The sequence below is a fragment of the Xanthomarina sp. genome (assembly GCF_035306605.1).
Classification (GTDB): domain Bacteria; phylum Bacteroidota; class Bacteroidia; order Flavobacteriales; family Flavobacteriaceae; genus Xanthomarina.
This window is the reverse complement of sequence record NZ_DATGNR010000047.1, coordinates 40,845-63,255: the sequence shown is the minus strand read 5'-3', so window position 1 is coordinate 63,255 and position 22,411 is coordinate 40,845. Positions and strand designations below refer to the sequence as shown.

Sequence of the window (22,411 nt, the reverse complement as noted above, 5' to 3'; positions counted from 1 at the left end):
CGTATTTATATATTACAGCTTAGTTTTTAAATGAATGTTATTTTCACTAGAATTAAACTCACTAGGAAATGAATAATCAACTAAAAATAAAAACCCCAAAGACTTTTCTAATATATTGGTGTTAAAATAAACTTGAGCCCCAATTACAGGAGTACCATAACTGTTGGAAGCATCTGGTGATAATTTATCGAATGAAGTATTTGAGAAGCTATAGCCAATATTAATTCCAATTTCTATAATCTCCGATTGATCATTTGCTAGTTTTATAACATTTGCAGCAAATTGTGTGTCTTCACTTAAATGGCATGAATTATAAGTGCTAACTATTGATTTTATAACACTTGGAGTAATAGATGAGTTTTTGTTGTAAGCTTCCTCCTGTGCTTTTTTGCATTTGTTTACAAAAACAGAAAGAGTAGAATAATTGTATTTATTTAAGGTTATGCCATCTAATTCTACTTTCGATATTTCTTTAAAACCATGTTCTTCATTTTCTAAAAAATAATGGTCACCACTTTTGTAAAGAGATAAGTTGCCTATAATAACTTCTTGACATAGATATAAGTTTTTTTCAGATTGTTTAACAGTATAATGTCTGTTCTTTTCGTTAACACTAAGGACCTCTGTTAAATTGAAATTGAGTTTTTTATTAGAATCAATTTTAGCTTCTAAACCAACAATATAGTCTTCAACGTTGTTTAAAAAGTTTACTTTGTCGAATTGTTTAGAAGTGCCATCTTTAAAGTAAATGGTTGTTGTATTGTTTTTTTGAGCAAACACAAAGGCTGTAAAAAAACAAGCAAGTAGGTAATTGGGGTTTTCATATATATATTAAATTTTAAAACTCTAAGATATTCCTTTACTATATTCATTTCATGATATTGGTCATATTTTTATTCTTATAGTGCATGTATATTTGCTTAATAATATAAAGGATTGTTTAGTCCGAAATTAATTATTTAAATAGAAAATCACTTAAATTTTTATCCATGAAATCAAACCAAAATTCAAAAAACAATTTAGTAAGGAGTCTTGCCTTACTAATAACACCCGTATTTTTTGTAGCATGTTTTAACGACAAAAAAGAAGTAGTTAGTTCAGCTGATATGGCTGTAAATCAGGAAATGGTGGCTGAATTAACAGCGCCACCACATGTGCCAAAACCTATAGGAGCCAGAAAACCTAAAAAGCTAAAGGTTAAAATGGAAATCCTTGAGCAAGAAGGAGAGTTAACAGGTGGAGTAAAATATAACTATTGGACATTTGGAGGTACTGTACCAGGAAGTTTTATTAGAACGAGAATTGGTGACGAGGTAGAATTTACTTTAGCAAATCACCCAGACAACAAATTGCCTCACAACATCGATTTACATGCGGTAACTGGACCAGGAGGAGGAGCAGAATCTTCTTTCGTAGCACCAGGATTTGAAAAAACCTTTTCATTTAAAACCTTAAATCCAGGACTTTTTGTTTACCACTGTGCTACAGCACCAGTTGGGATGCATATTGCAAACGGAATGTATGGTTTAATTTTAGTTGAACCGGAAGGAGGTTTGCCACCTGTAGATAAAGAATACTACATTATGCAAGGTGACTTCTATACTAAGGGAAAAAATGGAGAAAGAGGTTTGCAACCTTTTGATATGCAGAAGGCCGTTGATGAAAATGCCGATTACGTAGTATTCAATGGTAGTGTTGATGGTTTAACTGGTGACAATGCTATTACAGCTAAGGTTGGAGAAACTGTCCGACTTTATGTGGGTAATGGTGGGCCAAACTTAGTATCATCTTTCCATGTTATTGGAGAAATATTTGACAAAGTTTATGTTGAAGGTGGAAAATTAATTAACGAAAATATTCAAACAACACTTATTCCTGCAGGAGGAGCTGCTATTGTTGAGTTCCGAGTTGATGTTCCAGGGTCTCTTGTTTTAGTAGATCACTCTATTTTTAGAGCATTTAACAAAGGAGCTTTAGGAATTCTTAATGTTGAAGGAGAAGAGAATAAGAAAATCTATTCAGGTGAACTTCGTGAAGATATTTATTTACCGGAAGGACCTGGTATCCAAACTATGCCTACAACAGATGAAATTGTGGAATCAGAAATTCCTGCACAATCATTTGAGGAGCAAATGAAATTCGGAAAACAAGTATATATGCAAAACTGTTTTGCCTGTCACCAAGGAGAAGGTCAGGGTATCCCAAATGCCTTTCCTCCATTGGCTAAATCAGACTACTTAAATGCCGATGTAGATCGAGCAATTGGTGTAGTGGTAAACGGACTTAGTGGCGAGATTACTGTAAACGGTGAGAAATATAATAGTGTAATGACAAGACAAAGTATTTCTTCAGAAGAGGTTGCAAATGTATTGACTTACGTTTATAATAGTTGGGGTAACAATAAACAAGTTGTTACAAAAGAAATGGTAAATAAAGTAAAGAATAAAAAATAATTGAAAGTTATGAAAACCAGAGTCTTTAGCTTGTTTTTAATGTGTTTAGTTTTTCAAAATTTTGTGTTTGGACAAGCTAAAGACATGGTTCTTATAGAAGGAAGTAGATATTTGCCTTTATATGGTCGAGACTCTACCGTTGTTGAGGTTAAGGATTTTAAAATGGATGTTTATCCAGTAAGTGTAGAAGACTACATGACCTTTTTAAAAGAAAATCCGAAATGGCGAAAGTCAAATATAAAAGGATTATTTGCTGACAAAAGTTATTTGGCTAATTGGCAATCAGATTTAAAAATGGATGATTCAGTAATTCCAAACAGTCCAATTACAAATGTATCTTGGTTTGCAGCAAAAGCATATTGCGAGTGTCAGGATAAACGTTTGCCAACAGTGGATGAGTGGGAATATGTTGCTATGGCAGACGAAACAACAAAAGATGCAAGGATTAAACCTGAGTATAACGCTCGAATTTTAGCTTGGTACGAACAGCCTCGTAAAGTTCCTGTTATTGGAGAAAGCCCTAAAAATATTTGGGGAGTTTACGATTTACATGGTTTAGTTTGGGAGTGGACTCTAGATTTTAATTCGGTATTAATTACTGGTGAATCTAGAAAAGATAGCGATAAGGATAGCAATTTATTCTGTGGAAGCGCTTCAATTAATGCCACTGATTTAATGAATTATGCAGCTTTTATGCGTTATGCTATTAGAGGAAGTTTAAAAGCAAAAAACTCAATGAAAAACTTAGGGTTTCGTTGTGTCCAGGATATTAAAGAATAAAACAAATGAAATATATTAAAACCATAATGACAGTAATGATGTTGCTCATCGTAGTAACGTCCTGTGATTCGAAAAAATCTAAGTCTTCTCAACAGGAAATAGCGGTTTATCAATGTCCTATGGAATGTGAAGGTGATAAGACCTACTCTGAAAAAGTAAGCTGTCCTATTTGTAAAATGGATTTGCAATTAGTTGAAAGTAAGGCATCAAAAACAGGTGCTGATAATGAAATTTCCGATGAGTCCATTTTCAACCTTACAAGTAAGTGGCATACAGAAGAGGGTGAGGAAATTCAACTAGAAGATTTAAAAGATAAAACTTTGGTAATGGTCATGATTTACACGTCGTGTAAAGCGGCTTGTCCAAGATTGGTTGCTGATATGAGAAATATTGAAGGGCAAATTCCTAAAAAGAATTTAGATGACCTTCAGTTTATATTAGTAAGTATAGATCCTACGGTAGATACACCAAAACGTTTAAAAGCTTTTGCAATAGAAAACATGATGGACGATGAGCATTGGACATTCTTGCAAGGTACAGAAAGTGGAGTAAGAGAATTTGCCAATGTCTTATCGGTTAAATATAAAGAGATTTCACCTATAGATTTTTCACATTCCAATATTATAAGTGTATTTAATCCTGAAGGAGAATTAATTCATCAACAAGAAGGTTTAGGGGTAGATAATAAAGAAACCATAGCAGCCATCCTAGAATTGACTCAATAGAAATTACTTGTTGCTTAGAAAGGCCTCCAGCAAGGCTAAAGAACCATTAAAAAAGTCCTTATGAAAAAAACATTAGCAATCCTATGTATAGGACTTGGCATGGCTAGTTATGCTCAAGAATTTGAGATTTCAGCTGAGTTAAGGCCTAGATTTGAATTCAGACACGGATACAAAACTTTATCTGATGATTCAATAGATCCAGCAGTTTTTGTATCGCAAAGAACACGCTTGAATTTGGGGTATAAAAGTGAAAAAATCAATACTTATTTTAGTGTTCAAAACCTTAGAGTTTGGGGAGATGTCCCAACTTTAGCTGCTTCTGATAAAAACGGAACAGCTATTCACGAAGCTTGGGCCGAAGTTTTATTGAGTGATTGGTTTTTTTTGAAATTTGGCCGTCAAGAAATAAATTATGATGATCATCGGATGTTTGGAAATGTTGGTTGGGCGCAGCAGGCCAGAAGCCACGATGCATTAATAGCTACCTTTAAACCTGATGAAAACCATAGAATAGATTTAGGTTTGGCCCTTAGTGCCGAAAGTGAGTCGTTATTTGAAATAGATTATAATGTAAACAACTATAAATCGTTCCAATATATATGGTATCATACAAATTTAAATAACCTTGGATTAAGTTTTTTAGCTTTAAATAATGGTTATGCTTTTGCAGATATAAATAATAAACAGCAAGTAGATTACAACCAAACTTTTGGAACTCATGCTACGTATGGTAATAATAAATTAAAAGCTGATGCTTCTGTTTATTTTCAAACAGGAAAATTGGCTAACTCAGATCTAAGTGCTTATAATTTAGCTTTGAATGTATATTACACTATTAGTCAAAATATCAATTTAGGTCTTGGTGGAGAGTATTTGTCAGGAACTGATATGTATTCTTCAGCTGACAAAATAAAGTCTTTTAATCCTTGGTATGGTACGAATCATAAATTTAATGGTTGGATGGATTATTTTTATGTTGGAAACCATATCAACTCTGTGGGCTTAGTAGATTTTAATGTCACTTTAGCTTATCAGAAAAACAAGTTTTTTGCTAAAATGGTACCTCATATTTTTTCTTCGGCTGCAACAATAGTTGACGAATTTGGCAATGAAAAGAGTAAAGATCTAGGTACAGAAATCGATTTGATACTTGGTTATAATTTTGCTAAAGACATACATTTTCAAGTAGGCTATTCACAAATATTTGCTACGGAAAGCATGGAAATTGTTAAAGGTGGTGATAGCTCCGAAACAAATAATTGGGCTTGGGTTATGATTACAGTGAAGCCATCGTTGTTTAAAACATCCTTTAAGAAAAAAGAATTTAAAGACTAATAATTTAAAGCTTGTTAGAGTTTATAATTCGTCTGATTAAAATATTCAGTTAAAAACTATTTCCAAAATTCATCTTCCAGATTGTCTTCAAAAGGTTCTGATTGATGAATTTTTTCAATTAGGGCTAATTGTTCTTCTGTTGCTACTTTTTGGATTTCAGGAAAAAGTACACGCTCTTCAAAACGAATATGCTGTTCTAATTCCTCTTCAATTTTGCTTAAAGTTTTAGGATTCACTTCCGTTTCGGTAAATAAACGTTTTAGTCGTCTGTGTTCTGCTAAGGCGCGTTTTACTAGTTCATTGTTTTCATCTAAAATGGAAAAGACATGAGTTTCTTCCATTTCAAAATGTGGGATTAAATGAGTTTCAAAAAACCAATCACTATAAGTTTTTATCCGTTTTGGATCGATATTCTTATTAAAACCACTTCTTATTTTCCAAGATAAAAGCAATCCGTGATGATGTTCTCTACTTAATGGTTGTAGTGCCTTATGGCGTTTTTGAGGCTTGGTTTTCATGTTGTTTTGGTTTTGTAAATATTATAGATAAGACTTAATACTCCTAAGGGAAGTAAGATACTACTTAAAAACAGTAACATATAATAGTTGGGCAATAATCCTTTACCAAAGTAAAATAAACAACCTTGAGCGATAATAATAACTTCGGTTAAAATAAAACCTAAAATAAAAATATGTAATCCTGATGTTAAGAACCTGTTTTGGGTAACAAGCTTGCTTTGCAAAATATAGGAAAGTAAGAATCCACTAATAACACCTAACATGGTTAAATGTATGAATCCAATTACTAAATTTTTGTGTTGAAATATGGTATTTGATATTTCTGGAATTATAGATATGGTTTGTAAACCTGTTTTTAGAATAAAACATAGTATGGAAAAATGAAGTAAATGTTTGGAGATTTTAGGGCTGTTGTTGATTAGCAGTTGATATGGCTTTTTAATTAATTTTATAAATAAATATAAACTTGTAATTTGAAGTAAAATTCCTAGTCCATTAATCCATAATAAAGAGGAATGTGGGAGAAACCAATTTACAGGCAAAGCAAGTGTTAGTATGGTAGAAACTACCAGTAAGTTGAAAAACCTTTTAAACTCTGTAGAGTCTTTAATTTTTAATTTGTGAAATAATATAGTTAAAGCTGCTATTAAAAACCAACCATTAAATTGAAAATGTAAAAAGAATTGTATGGAAATTTGAAAAAAGGCTGAACCTTGACCAAACATACTACCTGCCGGACCTAAACACCATGTACCAATAGTAGAAATTACCATAAAAATAAGAGATAACTTTAACAGATAGCTTGAAGCCTTAGATTCTGTTTTATGGTTTTTCCAAATTAGTCGAGCAAAATAATAACTACAGAATATGTGAAGGGTGGAGAATATAATGGAAAGAACAGCATAACCCGTAAATGGAAAACTGAGCATCATTCCTATCACCGTTAATTCTGTAAACCAAAATAGTTTGTGGTAAATGGGTTTTTTGTTTGGAACAAAATATTGTACAATAAACACATAAAGCATTAAATACACCCATCCTAACATAGCGACATGCGAATGGGCATGTGTTAAAAACCGATAGTTGAGTGGTATAGGAGAAATGTAAGTATACCTTAAAGCTAATCCCATTAGGGCGGCAATAAGGAAATTAACTAAGCAAGTAAGCACGAGCTTTTTAGGCATATACTAAAGTAAATAGCGGATTGGTGAATGTAGAGAAATAATAAAGGAATACTTCTTTTGAATTAAAACTAAAGCAAAATAAATGTGCTTCTCTACAAATTAAATTTATTATTAGTTATAAATGAAGTGTTTTTGTTAAACAACTATTTTTATGATTACATTATTTTAAAACCTGAAAGTTTGTGTAAAACTTTCAGGTTTAATTGATTAAAATTCTGTTGTTTATTCTTACTGGATTAGTTTTTCTAATTTTTCAGCTTCAGGGAACAAGATGTTGTTTTCAAGATGGATATGTAAATGTAAATCTTTTTCAAATTCATCTAACATAGCAAAAGTTACTTTGTAGGTATTACAGGCGTCCGCTGGTGGAGTATAATTATTTGATAGTTCTGCAATTTCTCTAAAACGTTCACCTTCATTTTCATGCTCTTGCATCATCGTGGAAATTGGGTTTTTAACTGTTCCAAATTGTGGCGATGAAATTACGCTTTTGTCTATTTGTGCTTTCACCATTTTTTTAATAAATGGGAAAAGTATTAATTCTTCTTTTTTCATGTGAGCGGCTAGCTCAGAAGTAGATGCAATAAACAATTCGTTTATTTTGAATAACTCTGGATGTCTTCCACCATGAACTTTACATAATTTATCTAAATACTGACGTAGTATCGGAGTTTTTTCCTCCACATATCTATGATGTTTTTTTTCTATATATTCAGCAAGTAAATCTAATGGCCAAGATTTGTAATCTATAGATTGGTTAGAAGTGGCTGATAAAACTTTTTCTAGATCGCTCAATAATAGTTCGCAATCAATATTGTTTTTAGTACATACCTCTTCTAAGGTTCGATGGCCTTTACAACAAAAGTCTATTCCGTACTTAGAAAAAACGGATGCAGTTCTGTAATCTTCGGTAACAAATTGTCCAATTTGTTTTTTTGTTTCTTTGCTTAATGTTTCCATAGGCTTCTCCCAACTTCTTCTTAGTTTGCTTTTGCTGAGCATACAATAAGATTTAGTTATTTTTAAGGATGTTATTAATGATTATTACTAATTTTTATATACTCGGATAAAATTATCCTATTTAAATTCAAATTTTTTTAGGTTTTCAAAAAGGCTACTCCAGATTTAATATCTAAAGCTAGTTCTTCTAAATTTGTATGCTCTAACATTTGTTTTAATTCGTCTCTAACACTTTTAAATTTATCATGAACCGGGCAGGGGTGGTTTTCGTCGCACCTGTGTAATCCCAAACCACAGCCTTTATAAATACTATCGCCATCTATGGCATTCACAATTTGTGATAATTTAATGGTAGAAATAGAATGTTTATCTATTTCAAAACCACCATAGGCGCCTTTAACTGAATTTATAATACCATGTCGTACTAAATCTTGAAGAATTTTAGCTGTAAAAGCTTCAGGAGAATTTATTTCCTTAGCAATTGCTTTAAGACTTACTCGCTTACCTTCGTACGAGTTTAATGCTATAAAAATAGATGCTTTAATTCCGTATTCACATGCTTTAGAAAACATAGTATTGTTTTAAATTCTATACAAATATAAGTATAATTTTTCAATTAGGACATTTTTATCCTAATTGAATTTGTTAATTTTTTTTATAAGAATTCTGTTTAAATTATTCAATTTTTTTCTTGTTTTCATCAAATAATCCTACCAAAATACTGTTTCCTATTTCATCTATCCTTAGTCCTCCATATTTGGCTTTTTCATACTTTTTAGCTTCGCCTTCTTGAAAGAAAAAGGATTCGGCGCCAATATTAATTCCTCCCCAATTTAATGAGGTGTATTCAATAAGATGTTCATTTTTATTTATAGGACTTCGTCCTTCTTGTAATCTTACCTTTTTAGCAATCCCATCTTTTTCTATTTTAACCACACAAAAACCTCGTTTAGAAATGCTGTCATGATTAATGTTTTGTGAAATGGCATAATTCAATGTCATATAATCTCCTTGCATTAAAGATCGGGGGTCCACAGGAGCTAATTCCAATAAAATTAGTTTTCCCTTAGTTAATAATTCTTCTTTTTTAAAAATGGAGTTGTTAAATAAGGCAAGGAAAATGAGCAGGTTTATCAAGATGATTATCCACTTATATTTTTTCATAAGTTTTTATTTTTAGTAGTAAATAAATAGAAGCCAAGAAAAATTATTCCGGAGGAAAATAAGATGATAGATTTAATAAGTAGGGTTAAGTTTAGGTCGTAATAATATTGAGAAATGAAATAAATAATGGAGATGATCCCTATTGTTAATCCTGTTTTGTAATTGACTAAAAAGCTTAGCAGAACTATAATTATAGCTCCTGAAATAGCGGGAGCGAATAGGGTTGTAATTATCCATAAACAACTTAAAGCATAAATTAGAACTTTGCTTTTTACTGATTCTACTTGATTGATTTTAATGATAATATGTACTAGATAGATTATAATGACAGCTGTAAATATAGATGATATCCAAATATGATTTAGAGATATATCTATAAGGTTTCTTTTTCCAATTGAAATAAGACCAAACAATAACGAGAATATAATTCCAATTCTAACTGGATTATAAAGTCGAGATAATATCTTACCAGTAGACACAATTTTCGCTTCATTTAAAAAAATATATGTCAAAGTAAAGGTGTAAAATGCAATATATAGATGAATTAGATTATAAGCCTTATTATAAAATATTAAGGTCAAAATACTTCCACCAATAATGAGCACAGAAATAAATGATAGGATGAGGTTTTGGGTTGTAGCTATGGTTGAAATGGCTGTTAAACCAATTAATAGAGTAACCATATTTATACTTATTCCTAATTCCGATAATCCAAAAGCAATTAAAATTATACCTAAAATATAAATGGAAATACTAAAGGTGTCAATAATTAGTTTATGGAATTTTCTGTTTAAAATAATAGCAGAGATTACAAATGTAATTCCAAAAATCAAAAGGGTTACTTCTGAATTGTAAAACCCGGAAATTCCTAAAAAAGCCATAAAAGCAAGTGTAGCTAGAAACCCTCCAAAAATAGAAAGCACCTTAATAGTTATGTTAGATGAATTGTCTTGCTGGGTTTTATATTCCTTTAAAATAGCATCTTCGTCATACTTAAACCCAGTGGCTTCAGATGCGTGAATACGTTCCAATAAAGTTTTTATGTTATCTAATTTGCCCATTTTTTCTGAAGATTGATTAGGTTTTTTATAACGAAGGTGACACTTGCAATAACAAACAAACTTATAAATAACAACATCATAAAATCATTTGATAGGTTTAAAAGTAAAGCAGAAACTATTATGATGATGCTGAATGAAATTGTTGCTAGGTAAAATCCGCTTTTTGAATTTAGTGCAAAGTATATACCTAGAATATAAAGGAGTGTTGTAATTAAAACTAGAAAATAGAAACTACTTTCCTGCTGCTCAAATATACCTAAAGTGACACCTATAGTACTACAAGAAACTGTAGCAAGAGCTAGTGTGTTTGAAAACCAAATCGGAATTTTTACTACCTCAAGTAATTTTGTTATAAATATAGAAGCTATTAAAAATCCTGAATTGACTATAAAAATTAAGGTGAACATAAAAACTTCAGTCCAGTCATGTGCAACTTGTTTCCAATATAAAACTAGAGTGGTGTTTATTAATATTATAAAAAGAAACCATAAAGGAGTATAGTTTGAGACAACAACCCAAAGTGTTATAAAAAGGGTCCACCCTAAGAAAAAATCGTAAGCATTTGCTCCTGTTTGATAAACCTGTCCAAATACAGCGAATAATACACCAACCATTATAGAGGTTCCAGTTAAAAGGATGTTTTTTATGTCGATATTCAGATTTGAAAACAATATGAAAGTAGTTGATATAACAATTATTCCTTCTATTAGTCCAAGTTTTACGAATTTGTGTAGATCGGCCCAATTGTATGCAAAAAAGAATATGATTCCAGCTGTAGTAAAGCCTACGCCTAGACTAATGAAAAATAGACGAAGGAATTTATACCAAGCTTCCTTGTTGTTGTACACGTTTTCCTTTAGTACTTTTTCAATCTGAGCTTCGGACCAATTACTATTTCTACTTATAATTTGAATATCTTCTCGATCAATTTTTGACATGCTAGCTGAAGAGTTTATTTTAGATTTGATGAACTGAAAATCACTTACGCGTTTTTAGTTTAAGTAACTAAGATAGTGAAAGTACGAGGAATTTCTGATATGATATTTTGAAGGAAAAATATAGGTGTTTTGGATTGACCTAGTTTCTAACAACTATATTTCTGTATAGATTATATAGCAATTCCAAATATACTGAAAGGCCCATCCTTGTAATGTTGAGGAAAATCGTTTGTCCTTTCAATACTGGTAATCCCTTTATATGTAAAACCACAACTTTTATAGAAGTTGTTTAATTTCTCATTTCCGCTATGAGTGTCTAATCAAATAAAAGACCTATTGTTTTCTATGGCATGGTCTAGATTCCAGGTTACTATGCTTTTTGTATAAGAGCGACCTCGAAATCATAAATCGGTAGCAATTCGATGAAGGTAAATAGCATTGTCTTGTCCTTAATCTTGCCAAATAATTGGATTGTTAAACGCAATCACAAAAGTACATGCTAATTCACCATACCTTACAATTTTAAAATGTCTGTTTTCACCTATTTCTTTTTCTATTAAAGTTCTCTCAAATCCTCTCCAACTCTTATAATTCACAGTTTTTTGATAATAAGTAGCGTTATAAATTTTAAAAATATCTTTAATGTCTTCTAGTTCTCTGTGTAGTATTTTCATAAAAATTAACCTAAATAAAGTTTCTACTTGCTGGTTTGAAAAACTTGTTAATAGGAGTTGTGTGCTACATAAACCCAAACTTCAGCTCCTGAATTAGTAGTTTCCTTAATTCTTTTGTAATTAGAAAGTCCAAATTTATCTATCTGCACAAGTTCTTCTCCAGTTATTTCAAGTACAAGCCCTTCAATTTTATCTGTTACCTCTCTAGATTTTGATGCTATGGAGAGAATATCTGTTTTATCTATTTTAATTACTGTCGTATCTTTTATTTCTAAATCTGTTAATTTGTATCCGGATAAGCTGTCTGCCGTTCCCTTAAGTTCTCTGCCAAAATGCTCTAGTTGCACTTGTTTTGATTTTAAAGAACCATAAGAAAAAAGCAAATGCTTTCGTTGCTTTTCGAGCTTAATAACATGCGCTTTAATTTGCTGATAGGTTCTATCTTTAGCTTCAGCAAAAGAAATTCCATAGCTTCTATTTATGGTATTAAGGTTTTTGGGGAAAGAAGCTAATAAGGTATCATAATAAGCGTCTAAAGCTTCTTTAGTTGGTAATTGGTATTCTAATTTAATTTGAAACCTTCTTAATAAGGCACTGTCAATAATATCGATATGATTGGTGGCACAAATAAGTAAAGAAGTACCCGATAAATTATCAATTTGCTGAATAAGCGCGTTAACTAACCTTTTTATTTCACCAGAATCTTTATTGTCATAATCTCTAATTTTACCTATAAAATCAAATTCATCAATGAATAAAATGGCTTTGTCGTTAGATGCAGATTTAAAAATATCGGATAGGTTTTTTGCAGTTTCTCCTAATCTAGATGATACAAAACCACTTAGATTTAATGTGATGACTTTTTTATTTAACTCAATTCCTATGGCGTGGGCTGTGGCTGTTTTTCCACAACCTGTATGTCCGTGTAATAAAATCTTGTTATCTACAGGAATATTTAGATTATTTAAGGCATCAATATAGTTGAATTCCTCTATTAGTTGATTGATTCTACTTCTGTTTTCAGATTTCAAATGAAGTTTATCAAGCGTTAAGGGCGCGTTTTTTGATTTTAAAGTGCTATTGATTAAAGCCATTGATTATGTATTCTGGATTTTTAATTCTCAGGATGGTTCAGTGCAGGTAGCACTAGTTATGTTTTGATTAATAAATGTGATTTAACCCCAATTTTCGGTGGAAATAACAATTAAAAAATGAACTTAATCCATTAAAATCTCTAAAATCTGTATAGCCGCATCACTAATTTTTGTTCCAGGGCCAAAAACCGCCATAGCTCCAGCATCAAATAAATATTGATAATCCTGTTTCGGGATGACACCTCCAACGATTACCATAATATCGTCGCGACCATATTTTTTAAGTTCTTCAATTACTTGAGGAACTAAGGTTTTATGTCCAGCAGCTAAAGAAGAAACTCCAAGTACATGTACGTCATTTTCTACTGCTTGTTTGGCCGCTTCCTCAGGAGTTTGGAAAAGAGGACCTATATCTACGTCAAAACCAACATCCGCATAGCCTGTGGCTACTACTTTTGCGCCTCTGTCGTGTCCATCTTGTCCCATTTTAGCAATCATTATACGTGGTCTTCTACCATCTTGTTCAGCAAAAGCATCAGCCATTTGTTTAGCCTTGCTAAAGGATTCATCGTTTTTAATTTCTTTACTATACACGCCAGAAAAGGATTTAATTTGCGCTTTATATCGTCCGAAAACAAGTTCTAAAGCATCACTAATTTCTCCAAGAGTTGCTCTTTCGCGAGCAGCTATTACGGCTAAAGATAAGAGGTTTTCTTTTCCTGATTTAGCAGCTTCTGTTAAATTAGCTAGAGCCTTTTGTACTTTTTCTGAATTTCGTTCAGCTTTAAGCTTGTTTAACTGTTCAATTTGTTGGGTTCTAACTGTTTGATTGTCTACTTCCAAAGTTGTAATTGGAGCTTCATGATCTAAACGGTATTTGTTAACACCAACAATAATGTCTTGGCCAGAATCAATTCGAGCTTGTTTTCTTGCTGCAGCTTCTTCTATTCGTAATTTCGGTATTCCAGCTTCAATAGCTTTAGTCATTCCACCAAGCTCTTCTACTTCTTCAATAAGTTCCCATGCTTTTTTGGCAATATCGTGCGTTAGTTTTTCAACATAAAAACTACCCGCCCAAGGATCGACTGTTTTTGTAATTTTGGTTTCTTCTTGAAGAAATATTTGTGTGTTTCTAGCTATTCTTGCTGAAAAATCTGTAGGTAGCGCAATGGCTTCATCTAAAGCATTAGTGTGTAAAGATTGTGTGCCACCAAAAGCAGCGGCAGCAGCTTCAATACAAGTTCTTGCTACGTTATTAAAAGGATCCTGTTCTGTTAAACTCCAGCCACTTGTTTGGCTATGAGTTCTTAAGGCTAAGGATTTTTTGTCTTTAGGATTGAATTGTTTTACTATTTTGGCCCATAGCATTCTGGCAGCTCTCATTTTGGCAATTTCCATAAAATGGTTCATACCAATAGCCCAAAAGAAAGATAATCTAGGAGCAAAGGTGTCTATATCCATTCCTGCATCCAAACCTTTTCTTATGTATTCTAAACCATCAGCTAAAGTGTAAGCTAATTCGATATCGCAAGTTGCTCCAGCTTCCTGCATGTGATATCCAGAAATACTAATACTATTGAATTTAGGCATATTCTTGCTAGTATACTCAAAAATATCTGAAATAATTTTCATGGATGGTGTAGGAGGGTAGATGTAGGTATTACGTACCATAAACTCCTTTAAAATGTCATTTTGAATGGTTCCTGCCAATTGATCTGGTGTCACGCCTTGTTCTTCTGCAGCGACAATATAAAATGCCATAATAGGCAATACAGCACCATTCATGGTCATGGAAACACTCATTTTATCAAGAGGAATCTGGTCGAAGAGTATTTTCATATCTTCAACAGAATCTATAGCTACACCAGCTTTTCCAACATCACCAACAACACGTGCGTGGTCTGAATCGTAGCCTCTATGTGTTGCTAAGTCGAAAGCAACAGATAATCCTTTTTGTCCAGCAGCTAAATTTCGTCTATAAAAGGCGTTACTATCTTCAGCCGTTGAAAATCCGGCGTACTGACGAATAGTCCAAGGCCTGCGAACAAACATGGTGCTGTACGGCCCACGAAGATATGGTGAAATTCCAGCTACAAAATTTAAGTGTTCTATTTCACTTAAATCTTCTTTGGTGTAGGTGGATTTAACATCCATGTTTTCAGCTGTATTAAAAACGGTTGTGTCCAAAGACTTTTCGTTTATTACATCTGGTTTTATGGTGATATGTTGAATGTTTTTTCTTGACATTTTATTTGTTTATCAATTCTTTAACTTTTTCTGGATTGCTTATTTTTAAATTATCAGGATTGCTTTTAGCAGCAGGGTTAAAAGAGGGTTCAGGTTTTACGATATTGGTGTTTTCTGCTTTTTGCATTACCTTTTCAGCGTCTACATCAAACAAGTTAGCGTAAAATAAATCGAAAGCTACGTAAGCAGCCATATATCTGTCGTCGTGAGCATTTTTTACAAGTTTAATAAGTGGAGCTCCAAAAATTTCTGGACGCATACTATTTGTTGAAACTAAAGCATTAAACGTGGTTTTTAAATTGTTGTTTTTGAAATTGTTTCCAATACAAGTTAAGAGTTTGGAATTGTAATTAATGGTGTTGTCTTTATTCCAAAGATCAGTGTCTTTTTTCAAAGCTTCAAAAACCTCCATACTATGAGGTGATACAATTTCTTCAATTCCAGCCCTTCCTGCTAGTATATCTCTTGTGAAAAAGGAGTAGCCTCTTCTAATACTTTTGCTTGTTGGATCATATTTATTAACTATGTCATTTTCGAAAGAAAGTAATGCTTCAAAATATAATTTAGTATCTAAATTATCGCAGATTATAACATTTTCTTGATCTGCATATTTGTAATTATTGAATTCTCCCGATTCATTTTTGCAGTTAAAAAGAGTTAAGCATAATACAGAAATTGTAATGTTTAATAATGTTTTACTCATAGTTTTTTTAATTTAAAATTTATTCGGTTTTTAATCTGTTTTGTTCTAGGGTTTCTGCTAGTCGTTTTTCAATTATTGGCTCGATAAGTGTTTTTCGTGGATTGGTTTTTAAAAAAGGATAAAGTTCCAATTCATGTTTCATTTTATCGTCAGGGTTTGGGTGCTTGTTGGTTCCAAGTAAAACTTCTTCGCCAGTATTAAATTGGGTTTGTTCTTTTTCAGCACTTTCCTTAATTTTTCTTTGAATAATGCCTTCTTTTAGTTGATGTAAAAAGCCACCACCAACTTCTATGCTTTTAAATAAGTCTAAGGCTTTTTCTGCTAATTGTTGCGTGATACTTTCAATATAGAAGGCGCCATCTGCAGGATTGTCTACTTTATCGAAGTAGCTTTCGTGTTTTAACACCAAAAGTTGATTTCTAGAAATTCTACTTCCAAATTCATTATCCTTATGGTAAATAGCATCGTAAGCTAGATTATTTATAGTATTTGCACCACCAAGAACAGCACTCATACATTCAGTTGTGGTGCGAAGTAAATTGGTGTTATAATCGTAAAGTGTTTTATTGCGTTTTGTAGGTGTAACAAAAATATGGCACTCAGTGGTATTTCCGTATTCCGAAGCCAAAGTACGCCATAGCACTCTTAAGGCTCTAAGTTTGGCAATTTCAAAGAAATAATTCGTGCCAACGGCCACATTAAATACCACCTGAAGAGTTTCTTTGTTGTTTAGGTGATTTAAGTATTCGTTTACATGAGCTAAAGCATAGGCTAATTGTTGTACCATGTTAGCGCCAGCGTTTTGATATAAAGTTATATCAGAACTGATGGTTGAAGTTTTTAAAGCTATGGTTTCTAATTGCGTATGATCTTCTTGTAAGTTTGAAAACCAATTTCCACTTCTAGCAAGGTTTCCTACAATATCAGTTAGAATAAAGGTGTTTTCTTTTGATGTTACTTTTAAAATTTGATCCGTGTAGGAGGCTGATAAAAATTGAAGTTCAAAAAACACTTGTGTATTACCTAAATCAATATCTTTTACTAGAGTTTCCACTGAAATGTCTTCCGAAGGAATGATAAACTTTAAGCTTTCAATTCCATTAACTAAAAGTTTTTTAGCTCGAGCATTTGATATTTCAGTATCGGATACAAAAATAGTTTCACAAATTTTCCATTGTGTAGCTTTTGAAGAACTTACGTTTGGAGTTGAAGGGAATTCATCAGCATGATAAAACGGCTTTACATCAATTCCTTCGTTTGTTTTCCATATAAGTGTTTCATTGTAGTCGGCACCTTTTAAATCGGCCTGTATTTTTTGCTTCCACTCTTTCGATGAAACTTCGCTGAAATCATTAAACAATTTTTTACTCATTTTTCGTTGTGTTTTGGGAGACTGTCTTGATATTCAATAATAAATATTTCTTCATTTTCCTGCTTCATATAATATTTTTCCCGAGCTAATTTTTCCAGACCTTCGTCTGTACTAAGTTCTTTAATAGCTTTCTTGTCTTTAATTATTTCGTTTTTATAGAATTCTTTCTCGGTTTCTAAATCTTCAATATCCGCGTTCAATTCACGATGTATTAACCAAGAATTTGCGTCGAAAAACAACATCCAGATAGCGAATGCTATTAAAACTAAAATTAAGGATCTTTTAGCTTTCTTTGACATTAGATAAGGCGTTGATTGATAATTGACTTAACAATATCTACAGCAACTGTGTTGTATTTATTGTTTGGAATAATAATATCTGCATACTCCTTCATTGGCTCAATAAATTGTTGATGCATCGGTTTTAAGGTGTTTTGGTATCTTGCTAATACTTCTTCAATGTCTCTACCTCTTTCAGTTATGTCTCTTCTTAATCGACGGATTAATCTTTCATCGCTATCAGTATGTACAAATATTTTAATGTCGAACATTTCTCTTAATTCCGGATTTGTTAGAATTAAAATACCTTCAACAATCATAACTTTTCTAGGATGTGTTAATATAGTGTCTCCAGTTCTGTTGTGTTTTATAAAAGAATAAACTGGTTGATAAATGTCGTTCCCTTTTTTTAATTCTTTTAAATGTGCTTCTAGTAATTCGAAATCGATGGATCGGGGATGGTCGAAGTTGATTTTTATTCGTTCATCCATGGTCAAGTGAGAAGTGTCTTTGTAATAAGAGTCTTGTGAAATAACTCCAACTTCTCCCTCTGGTAATTGATCTAATATTTGATTTACTACAGTTGTTTTCCCACAACCTGTTCCTCCTGCAATTCCTATAATAAGCATGAATTAGTATTTTTTTAGAGCACAAATTTAGTTATTTACATTGAAAGTATAGGAGCTATTCCTGAAACTTACGAGGCTATTGTAATTTTATTTTTCGGATAAAAGTTTTACAATTCCTAAATTTTCTATTCCCACATAAATATAACCATCTGGTCCTTGAGCTAGACTACGAACTCTTCCAAGACCTTCTAGTAATTTTTCTTCTTTCACTACCTTTTTATTCATTAGTACACATCTGTTTACATATTGGAATTTTAACGAGCCAACTAGTAAATTACCCTTCCACTCCGGATATTTATCGCTAGAAATAAAGGTCATTCCACTGGGAGCAATAGAAGGTACCCAATAATGTAGAGGAGATTCTAAGCCAGGGAGTTCGGTGTAATCTGAAATTTTTGTTCCAATATAATTGACACCATACGAAACTTTTGGCCATCCGTAATTTTTCCCAGCTTGAATGATATTTATTTCGTCGCCTCCTTTTGGTCCATGTTCGTGTGTCCAAATCTCACCAGTTTCAGGGTGAATTTTCATACCCTGCGGATTTCTATGACCATAACTATAAATGGCTTGTTTGGCATTTGGTGTATTGTAAAAAGGGTTGTCTGTTGGTATACTGCCATCGTCGTGTAATCTGTATATTTTTCCACAGTCTCTTGTTAAGTCTTGTGGGTTCGAGTCCTTATCAGCTCTATCTCCAATAGAGAAAAATAAATAGCCGTTGTTATCAAAAATAATCCTAGATCCAAAATGTTCTGCTCGTGTACTGTTTGGATTGGCTTTATAGAGTACCTCTTTGTCTATTAATCTGTTATTTTCTAGCTTAGCTCTCATTATAGCTGTATTACTGCCTTCCCCTTCACCTTCCGGAGAGGAGTAAGAGAAGTAAATCCATCCATTATTTTCATAGTCTGGGTGAAGTTCAATATCCATAAATCCACCTTGACCTCTTAGCTCAATTTCGGGCAAATCTGAAACAAGCTTTCGTTTCCCATCTTTAAAATGAATAAGTTGACCTTTCTTTTCAGTAATTAACATAGAGTTGTCAGGTAGAAAAACAAAGCCCCATGGAATGTTTAAATCAGAAACAACAACTTGATAAGTGTCTTGAGAAGGTTTTTCTTTTTTTGTTTGTGAACAAGAAAGAACGCTTAAGAAGCAGATAATTAAATAAGTAGATAAATGTGGTTTCATTATTTTAATCTTTAACCTATAAATTTAATGATAAAACTTGTTAGTTAAAAAAGAAAAGCTATATATTTGCAGCTCGAAATTCACTATATGTGATTTCTAGATAACCAATTCGGGGTGTAGCGTAGCCCGGTTATCGCGCCGCGTTTGGGACGCGGAGGTCGCAGGTTCGAATCCTGCCACCCCGACTAAAATGAATACCAATAGAAATTAAAACCTTGTAAATCTTATGATTTACAAGGTTTTATTGTTTTTAGGATATCATATAAATTGAATTAATATGATATAATCTGGTTAACAATTCGGTGAACACTTTCATTTTAAAAAAAGTGTGAACCAGATTAAGGGTTAAAACGGTGTAAATGAAATAGTTGATTTGCCTTTTGTTTTAATGAAAATTTCAATTAAAACGCCTACTGCATTTCTGCTAAAAAAATTCCGAATAAAATGATATAAGTGCGGCGCTAGTGGTAACAAATAAATTAAAAATTAGAGTCGGAAAAAATCTGTTGGCATAATTATTGAATTAATTATATGTATTTAAAACCACTAAAAAATAAAATTTAATAAAAAATAACAAATAGAAAATGACAAAACAATTTTTAACAATTACAATGTTAGCTGCATTATTTTTAAATGCTTGTAAAGAAACTCCAAAACAAGAAACACTAGAAGTTGAAGTAACGGAAACTGTTGATAAAGTGGCAGATGAATTTGTAACTACTACATCAATAAGTAAAGACGGAAAGGAATTAGAGATTGTATTTAATAATACGAAAGGTACTGCTACTTTTGTTTTTGATGGAGAAACTGTTGATTTGCAACAAGAAAAATCGGCATCTGGATTTTGGTACAAAAATGATACTTACGAACTTATTGGAAAAGGTAACAACATTCAATTGAAAAAAGGAGATGTAGTTGTTTTTGAACATGAAGATGAAATTATTCACACTTCGTACAAGGATAATAAAGGAGCAACGCTTGATTTAACAGTTAATGCAACAACTAACGAAGCTAAGGCATATTTAAACGGAGGTGAGCAAATAGACCTTGTTGGAGAAAAACCGGCATCTGGAATTTGGTATAAAAATGATCAATATGAATTAAGAGGGAAAGGTGACAAGATTGAGTTAACTAAAGATGGTAAAACCGTTTTTAAAAACTAAACAGAGTCATTTATTAATATTAAAAAAACGGTTTGAAAATATTTCAATCCGTTTTTTTATTTTAATTAGATATTGTTTCATGAAAATTTATTCAGTTTTGTTGATGATTCATTTATACGAATAAGTTAAATATGGAATCTTTCAGATTTTATTGTAAATAACAACTAGTTAATAAGTGCCATTCGCATGTGAATTTGTTATATTAATCAAAATAATTACAAATCAATTAAATGATGAAAAATACACTTTTAATCCTATTAGTATTAATTGCCATAGGTATGATTGTATTAGGAGTACAATCTGAAATACTTCCTCCAATCCTCACCGGAATAGGCTTTGTTATAATTTCAGTTTTATTAGCTAAGAAAAAGTAATGTATTGTCAGTTAAATGTATTTGAAAAGCTCGTATTCATCATCAGTCCAAAAACAACAATAATAACTTAGCTTCCTGCGTTGTTTTCAAAAATAATTTTAGTTGTGTTTTTTGATTAATACATCAGTTTTTTCATGTTCTCCATAGAACATCTACTTACTTAAATAAAATTGTTGGAGGACCTTGTGAAGGTTGTGAGGCCATTTTTGAATTTGAAAACAAAAATCTTAAAGAAACTGATACACTACCAGATTTTGAGGAGAATGAACCAAAGTTAAAACTGACTGGAACTATATTTGAAAAGATGGAACAACACCAGGTGAGAAGTTATATTTTCTTCGCTTTTAGACTAGCCTCTTATCCTAACAAAATGGAACCCCGGAATACATTCATATGACTATAAAAGAGCCAAATAAGAACGAATATTACATTGATGAGTTTGTTTTTAATGACGACCCAAAATTAACACAAAAGGTGAGAGTTAATTTAGAAAATCTTGGAGGTTCGGGAGTAGTAAAACCAGTAATACAAAAAAATATTTAAACTGTTAAGCGAGATATTGTTTTAGGCTTAAATATTCTAAACTATGAATAATAAGAAGGATACCACTAGTAGTAATCATTTTAATTAATATGTAATGTAAGGGAACCTCAAATACATGTCGTAGAATAATACGAGGCATAAATTGAGTTTACAAGCGGGTTTTTAAATTCTTATCAATAAGTAGAAACATTTTGCTAAAACACTATTTACCTACTTTTCTAAAGGTTTAGTTTGGGCTTATAAAGTTAATATTATCTTAATAAATAGGGATTTATTGCTTGAAATAAGGCTGTTCCGTTAATATTTTGGTAGTTTTGTGCAAATTTAAAAATACAATTTTATGAGTCATGTAAAAGAAAATGATACGGTAAAAGTTCATTACACAGGAAAATTAAGCAGTGGTCAAGTTTTTGATAGCTCTGAAGGTAGAGAACCATTAGAGTTTACACTTGGTCAAGGGATGCTAATTCCTGGTTTTGAAAAAGCTGTGTTAGATATGAAAATTAACGAGAAAAAAACAGTTGTAATTGCTAAGGACGAAGCTTATGGTGATGTTCAAAAGGAATTATTTCACGAAGTGAAAAAGGAGCAATTACCACAAGATATGGCTCCAGAAGTAGGAATGGGATTAGCTTCAAAAAACCCTGATGGTTCTGAAAGTCAATTTCGTGTAGCAGCTGTTAATGAAGACCATATTATTGTTGATGGAAATCACCCTCTTGCTGGTCAAGATTTAACTTTCGAATTAGAATTGGTTGAGATTAAATAATTATTTTTTGCGAATAATTTTAAAAGCTTGAGTTTACTCAAGCTTTTTTTATGTCCGAATGTTAAAATAATTATAATCACTGTGTTAATTTCAGAAAATAGTGGTAATATGGAGTAATTCATAATATGTAATTATCTAGATGTCTGCGACTTTTAGTAAATTGCATATAGAATTTAAAAACACTTCACTCTTTTGAGTTTAAAGGACAATATTTTAAAAAGTTCTTTAAAAACTAAAAATTATTAACTTTAAA

Annotated in this window: 24 protein-coding genes and 1 tRNA gene; 9 read left to right on the top strand and 16 right to left on the bottom strand. The window is 31.9% G+C overall.

Translation table 11 applies throughout. The annotated features are described in order from the left end of the window. Positions 1-12: 12 nt before the first annotated feature. Complete coding sequence (locus VKY41_RS07215; protein ID WP_500813764.1) at positions 13-780, bottom strand: hypothetical protein; 768 nt, start codon at positions 778-780, stop codon at positions 13-15. Between the two features lie 209 nt (positions 781-989). Here VKY41_RS07215 and nirK point away from each other — a divergent pair, with 209 nt between their 5' ends. From nirK to VKY41_RS07195, 4 genes are read left to right on the top strand one after another with little or no spacing between them, the layout of a single operon-like run. Further along, positions 990-2,453: a copper-containing nitrite reductase gene (nirK, locus tag VKY41_RS07210; protein WP_500813763.1), complete on the top strand. Its 1,464-nt coding sequence runs from the start codon at positions 990-992 to the stop codon at positions 2,451-2,453. Positions 2,454-2,462: 9 nt separating this feature from the next. Further along, a complete protein-coding gene (locus tag VKY41_RS07205; protein ID WP_500813762.1) occupies positions 2,463-3,233 on the top strand; it encodes a formylglycine-generating enzyme family protein in 771 nt (256 codons plus the stop codon). Between the two features lie 5 nt (positions 3,234-3,238). Further along, complete coding sequence (locus VKY41_RS07200) at positions 3,239-3,958, top strand: SCO family protein (RefSeq protein WP_500813761.1); 720 nt, start codon at positions 3,239-3,241, stop codon at positions 3,956-3,958. Positions 3,959-4,018: 60 nt separating this feature from the next. Then, positions 4,019-5,293 (top strand): alginate export family protein, encoded by a 1,275-nt coding sequence (locus VKY41_RS07195; RefSeq protein ID WP_500813760.1) that lies wholly within the window; start codon positions 4,019-4,021, stop codon positions 5,291-5,293. 56 nt (positions 5,294-5,349) lie between these two features. Here the strand turns inward: VKY41_RS07195 and VKY41_RS07190 are convergent, their stop codons facing one another. The 15 genes from VKY41_RS07190 to VKY41_RS07120 all read right to left on the bottom strand — a co-directional run bounded on the left by VKY41_RS07190 (position 5,350) and on the right by VKY41_RS07120 (position 19,309). Beyond that, complete coding sequence (locus VKY41_RS07190; RefSeq protein ID WP_500813759.1) at positions 5,350-5,811, bottom strand: hemerythrin domain-containing protein; 462 nt, start codon at positions 5,809-5,811, stop codon at positions 5,350-5,352. Continuing rightward, positions 5,808-6,995: a hypothetical protein gene (locus VKY41_RS07185; RefSeq protein ID WP_500813758.1), complete on the bottom strand. Its 1,188-nt coding sequence runs from the start codon at positions 6,993-6,995 to the stop codon at positions 5,808-5,810. The genes VKY41_RS07190 and VKY41_RS07185 overlap by 4 nt, the downstream gene beginning before the upstream one ends. 228 nt (positions 6,996-7,223) lie before the next feature. Further along, positions 7,224-7,955: an iron-sulfur cluster repair di-iron protein gene (gene ric, locus VKY41_RS07180; protein ID WP_500813867.1), complete on the bottom strand. Its 732-nt coding sequence runs from the start codon at positions 7,953-7,955 to the stop codon at positions 7,224-7,226. Positions 7,956-8,092: 137 nt separating this feature from the next. Beyond that, positions 8,093-8,527 carry an RrF2 family transcriptional regulator gene (locus tag VKY41_RS07175; RefSeq protein WP_500813757.1) on the bottom strand — a complete coding sequence of 145 codons (435 nt, stop codon included), beginning with the start codon at positions 8,525-8,527 and terminating at the stop codon, positions 8,093-8,095. A gap of 103 nt (positions 8,528-8,630) precedes the next feature. Continuing rightward, a complete protein-coding gene (locus VKY41_RS07170; RefSeq protein WP_500813756.1) occupies positions 8,631-9,119 on the bottom strand; it encodes a GDYXXLXY domain-containing protein in 489 nt (162 codons plus the stop codon). Then, positions 9,116-10,180: a DUF4401 domain-containing protein gene (locus VKY41_RS07165; protein ID WP_500813755.1), complete on the bottom strand. Its 1,065-nt coding sequence runs from the start codon at positions 10,178-10,180 to the stop codon at positions 9,116-9,118. Before VKY41_RS07165 ends, VKY41_RS07170 begins: the two co-directional genes overlap by 4 nt. Continuing rightward, the gene (locus VKY41_RS07160; RefSeq protein WP_500813754.1) at positions 10,168-11,118 is read right to left on the bottom strand and encodes a DUF2157 domain-containing protein; all 951 of its coding nucleotides are present in this window, start codon (positions 11,116-11,118) and stop codon (positions 10,168-10,170) included. The genes VKY41_RS07165 and VKY41_RS07160 overlap by 13 nt, the downstream gene beginning before the upstream one ends. Before the next feature lie 449 nt (positions 11,119-11,567). Next, complete coding sequence (locus VKY41_RS07155; RefSeq protein WP_500813753.1) at positions 11,568-11,792, bottom strand: hypothetical protein; 225 nt, start codon at positions 11,790-11,792, stop codon at positions 11,568-11,570. Positions 11,793-11,839: 47 nt separating this feature from the next. Further along, a complete protein-coding gene (locus tag VKY41_RS07150; protein ID WP_500813752.1) occupies positions 11,840-12,886 on the bottom strand; it encodes an AAA family ATPase in 1,047 nt (348 codons plus the stop codon). 123 nt (positions 12,887-13,009) lie between these two features. Further along, a complete protein-coding gene (gene scpA / locus VKY41_RS07145; protein ID WP_500813751.1) occupies positions 13,010-15,133 on the bottom strand; it encodes a methylmalonyl-CoA mutase in 2,124 nt (707 codons plus the stop codon). 1 nt (position 15,134) lies between these two features. Then, positions 15,135-15,836 carry a hypothetical protein gene (locus VKY41_RS07140; protein WP_500813750.1) on the bottom strand — a complete coding sequence of 234 codons (702 nt, stop codon included), beginning with the start codon at positions 15,834-15,836 and terminating at the stop codon, positions 15,135-15,137. A 19-nt stretch (positions 15,837-15,855) separates the two neighbouring features. Continuing rightward, positions 15,856-17,208: a methylmalonyl-CoA mutase subunit beta gene (locus VKY41_RS07135; RefSeq protein ID WP_500813749.1), complete on the bottom strand. Its 1,353-nt coding sequence runs from the start codon at positions 17,206-17,208 to the stop codon at positions 15,856-15,858. After that, positions 17,205-17,507 (bottom strand): FtsB family cell division protein, encoded by a 303-nt coding sequence (locus VKY41_RS07130; RefSeq protein ID WP_500813748.1) that lies wholly within the window; start codon positions 17,505-17,507, stop codon positions 17,205-17,207. The genes VKY41_RS07135 and VKY41_RS07130 overlap by 4 nt, the downstream gene beginning before the upstream one ends. Next, a complete protein-coding gene (gene udk, locus VKY41_RS07125; protein WP_500813747.1) occupies positions 17,507-18,115 on the bottom strand; it encodes a uridine kinase in 609 nt (202 codons plus the stop codon). The genes VKY41_RS07130 and udk overlap by 1 nt, the downstream gene beginning before the upstream one ends. An 87-nt stretch (positions 18,116-18,202) precedes the next feature. Then, positions 18,203-19,309: a PQQ-dependent sugar dehydrogenase gene (locus tag VKY41_RS07120; protein ID WP_500813746.1), complete on the bottom strand. Its 1,107-nt coding sequence runs from the start codon at positions 19,307-19,309 to the stop codon at positions 18,203-18,205. Between the two features lie 110 nt (positions 19,310-19,419). On the opposite strand from VKY41_RS07120, the gene VKY41_RS07115 reads away from it, so the two are divergent. From VKY41_RS07115 to VKY41_RS07095, 5 genes are all read left to right on the top strand, one after another. Further along, positions 19,420-19,494 (top strand) — tRNA-Pro (locus tag VKY41_RS07115). 399 nt (positions 19,495-19,893) lie between these two features. After that, entirely contained in the window at positions 19,894-20,472 is a 579-nt protein-coding gene (locus tag VKY41_RS07110) for an MliC family protein (protein ID WP_500813745.1), read from the top strand. Between the two features lie 230 nt (positions 20,473-20,702). Beyond that, complete coding sequence (locus tag VKY41_RS07105) at positions 20,703-20,846, top strand: hypothetical protein (RefSeq protein ID WP_500813744.1); 144 nt, start codon at positions 20,703-20,705, stop codon at positions 20,844-20,846. 393 nt (positions 20,847-21,239) lie between these two features. Continuing rightward, positions 21,240-21,389 (top strand): hypothetical protein, encoded by a 150-nt coding sequence (locus VKY41_RS07100; RefSeq protein WP_500813743.1) that lies wholly within the window; start codon positions 21,240-21,242, stop codon positions 21,387-21,389. A gap of 340 nt (positions 21,390-21,729) precedes the next feature. After that, positions 21,730-22,158: an FKBP-type peptidyl-prolyl cis-trans isomerase gene (locus VKY41_RS07095; RefSeq protein WP_500813742.1), complete on the top strand. Its 429-nt coding sequence runs from the start codon at positions 21,730-21,732 to the stop codon at positions 22,156-22,158. Positions 22,159-22,411 lie beyond the last annotated feature (253 nt).

Bases quoted from the DNA above. Each gene is read 5' to 3' on its own strand.
- nirK (WP_500813763.1), top strand. From the start codon at position 990: ATGAAATCAAACCAAAATTCAAAAAACAATTTAGTAAGGAGTCTTGCC.
- VKY41_RS07205 (WP_500813762.1), top strand. From the start codon at position 2,463: ATGAAAACCAGAGTCTTTAGCTTGTTTTTAATGTGTTTAGTTTTTCAA.
- VKY41_RS07200 (WP_500813761.1), top strand. From the start codon at position 3,239: ATGAAATATATTAAAACCATAATGACAGTAATGATGTTGCTCATCGTA.
- VKY41_RS07195 (WP_500813760.1), top strand. From the start codon at position 4,019: ATGAAAAAAACATTAGCAATCCTATGTATAGGACTTGGCATGGCTAGT.
- VKY41_RS07190 (WP_500813759.1), bottom strand. From the start codon at position 5,811: ATGAAAACCAAGCCTCAAAAACGCCATAAGGCACTACAACCATTAAGT.
- VKY41_RS07185 (WP_500813758.1), bottom strand. From the start codon at position 6,995: ATGCCTAAAAAGCTCGTGCTTACTTGCTTAGTTAATTTCCTTATTGCC.
- ric (WP_500813867.1), bottom strand. From the start codon at position 7,955: ATGGAAACATTAAGCAAAGAAACAAAAAAACAAATTGGACAATTTGTT.
- VKY41_RS07175 (WP_500813757.1), bottom strand. From the start codon at position 8,527: ATGTTTTCTAAAGCATGTGAATACGGAATTAAAGCATCTATTTTTATA.
- VKY41_RS07170 (WP_500813756.1), bottom strand. From the start codon at position 9,119: ATGAAAAAATATAAGTGGATAATCATCTTGATAAACCTGCTCATTTTC.
- VKY41_RS07165 (WP_500813755.1), bottom strand. From the start codon at position 10,180: ATGGGCAAATTAGATAACATAAAAACTTTATTGGAACGTATTCACGCA.
- VKY41_RS07160 (WP_500813754.1), bottom strand. From the start codon at position 11,118: ATGTCAAAAATTGATCGAGAAGATATTCAAATTATAAGTAGAAATAGT.
- VKY41_RS07155 (WP_500813753.1), bottom strand. From the start codon at position 11,792: ATGAAAATACTACACAGAGAACTAGAAGACATTAAAGATATTTTTAAA.
- VKY41_RS07150 (WP_500813752.1), bottom strand. From the start codon at position 12,886: ATGGCTTTAATCAATAGCACTTTAAAATCAAAAAACGCGCCCTTAACG.
- scpA (WP_500813751.1), bottom strand. From the start codon at position 15,133: ATGTCAAGAAAAAACATTCAACATATCACCATAAAACCAGATGTAATA.
- VKY41_RS07140 (WP_500813750.1), bottom strand. From the start codon at position 15,836: ATGAGTAAAACATTATTAAACATTACAATTTCTGTATTATGCTTAACT.
- VKY41_RS07135 (WP_500813749.1), bottom strand. From the start codon at position 17,208: ATGAGTAAAAAATTGTTTAATGATTTCAGCGAAGTTTCATCGAAAGAG.
- VKY41_RS07130 (WP_500813748.1), bottom strand. From the start codon at position 17,507: ATGTCAAAGAAAGCTAAAAGATCCTTAATTTTAGTTTTAATAGCATTC.
- udk (WP_500813747.1), bottom strand. From the start codon at position 18,115: ATGCTTATTATAGGAATTGCAGGAGGAACAGGTTGTGGGAAAACAACT.
- VKY41_RS07120 (WP_500813746.1), bottom strand. From the start codon at position 19,309: ATGAAACCACATTTATCTACTTATTTAATTATCTGCTTCTTAAGCGTT.
- VKY41_RS07110 (WP_500813745.1), top strand. From the start codon at position 19,894: ATGACAAAACAATTTTTAACAATTACAATGTTAGCTGCATTATTTTTA.
- VKY41_RS07105 (WP_500813744.1), top strand. From the start codon at position 20,703: ATGATGAAAAATACACTTTTAATCCTATTAGTATTAATTGCCATAGGT.
- VKY41_RS07100 (WP_500813743.1), top strand. From the start codon at position 21,240: ATGACTATAAAAGAGCCAAATAAGAACGAATATTACATTGATGAGTTT.
- VKY41_RS07095 (WP_500813742.1), top strand. From the start codon at position 21,730: ATGAGTCATGTAAAAGAAAATGATACGGTAAAAGTTCATTACACAGGA.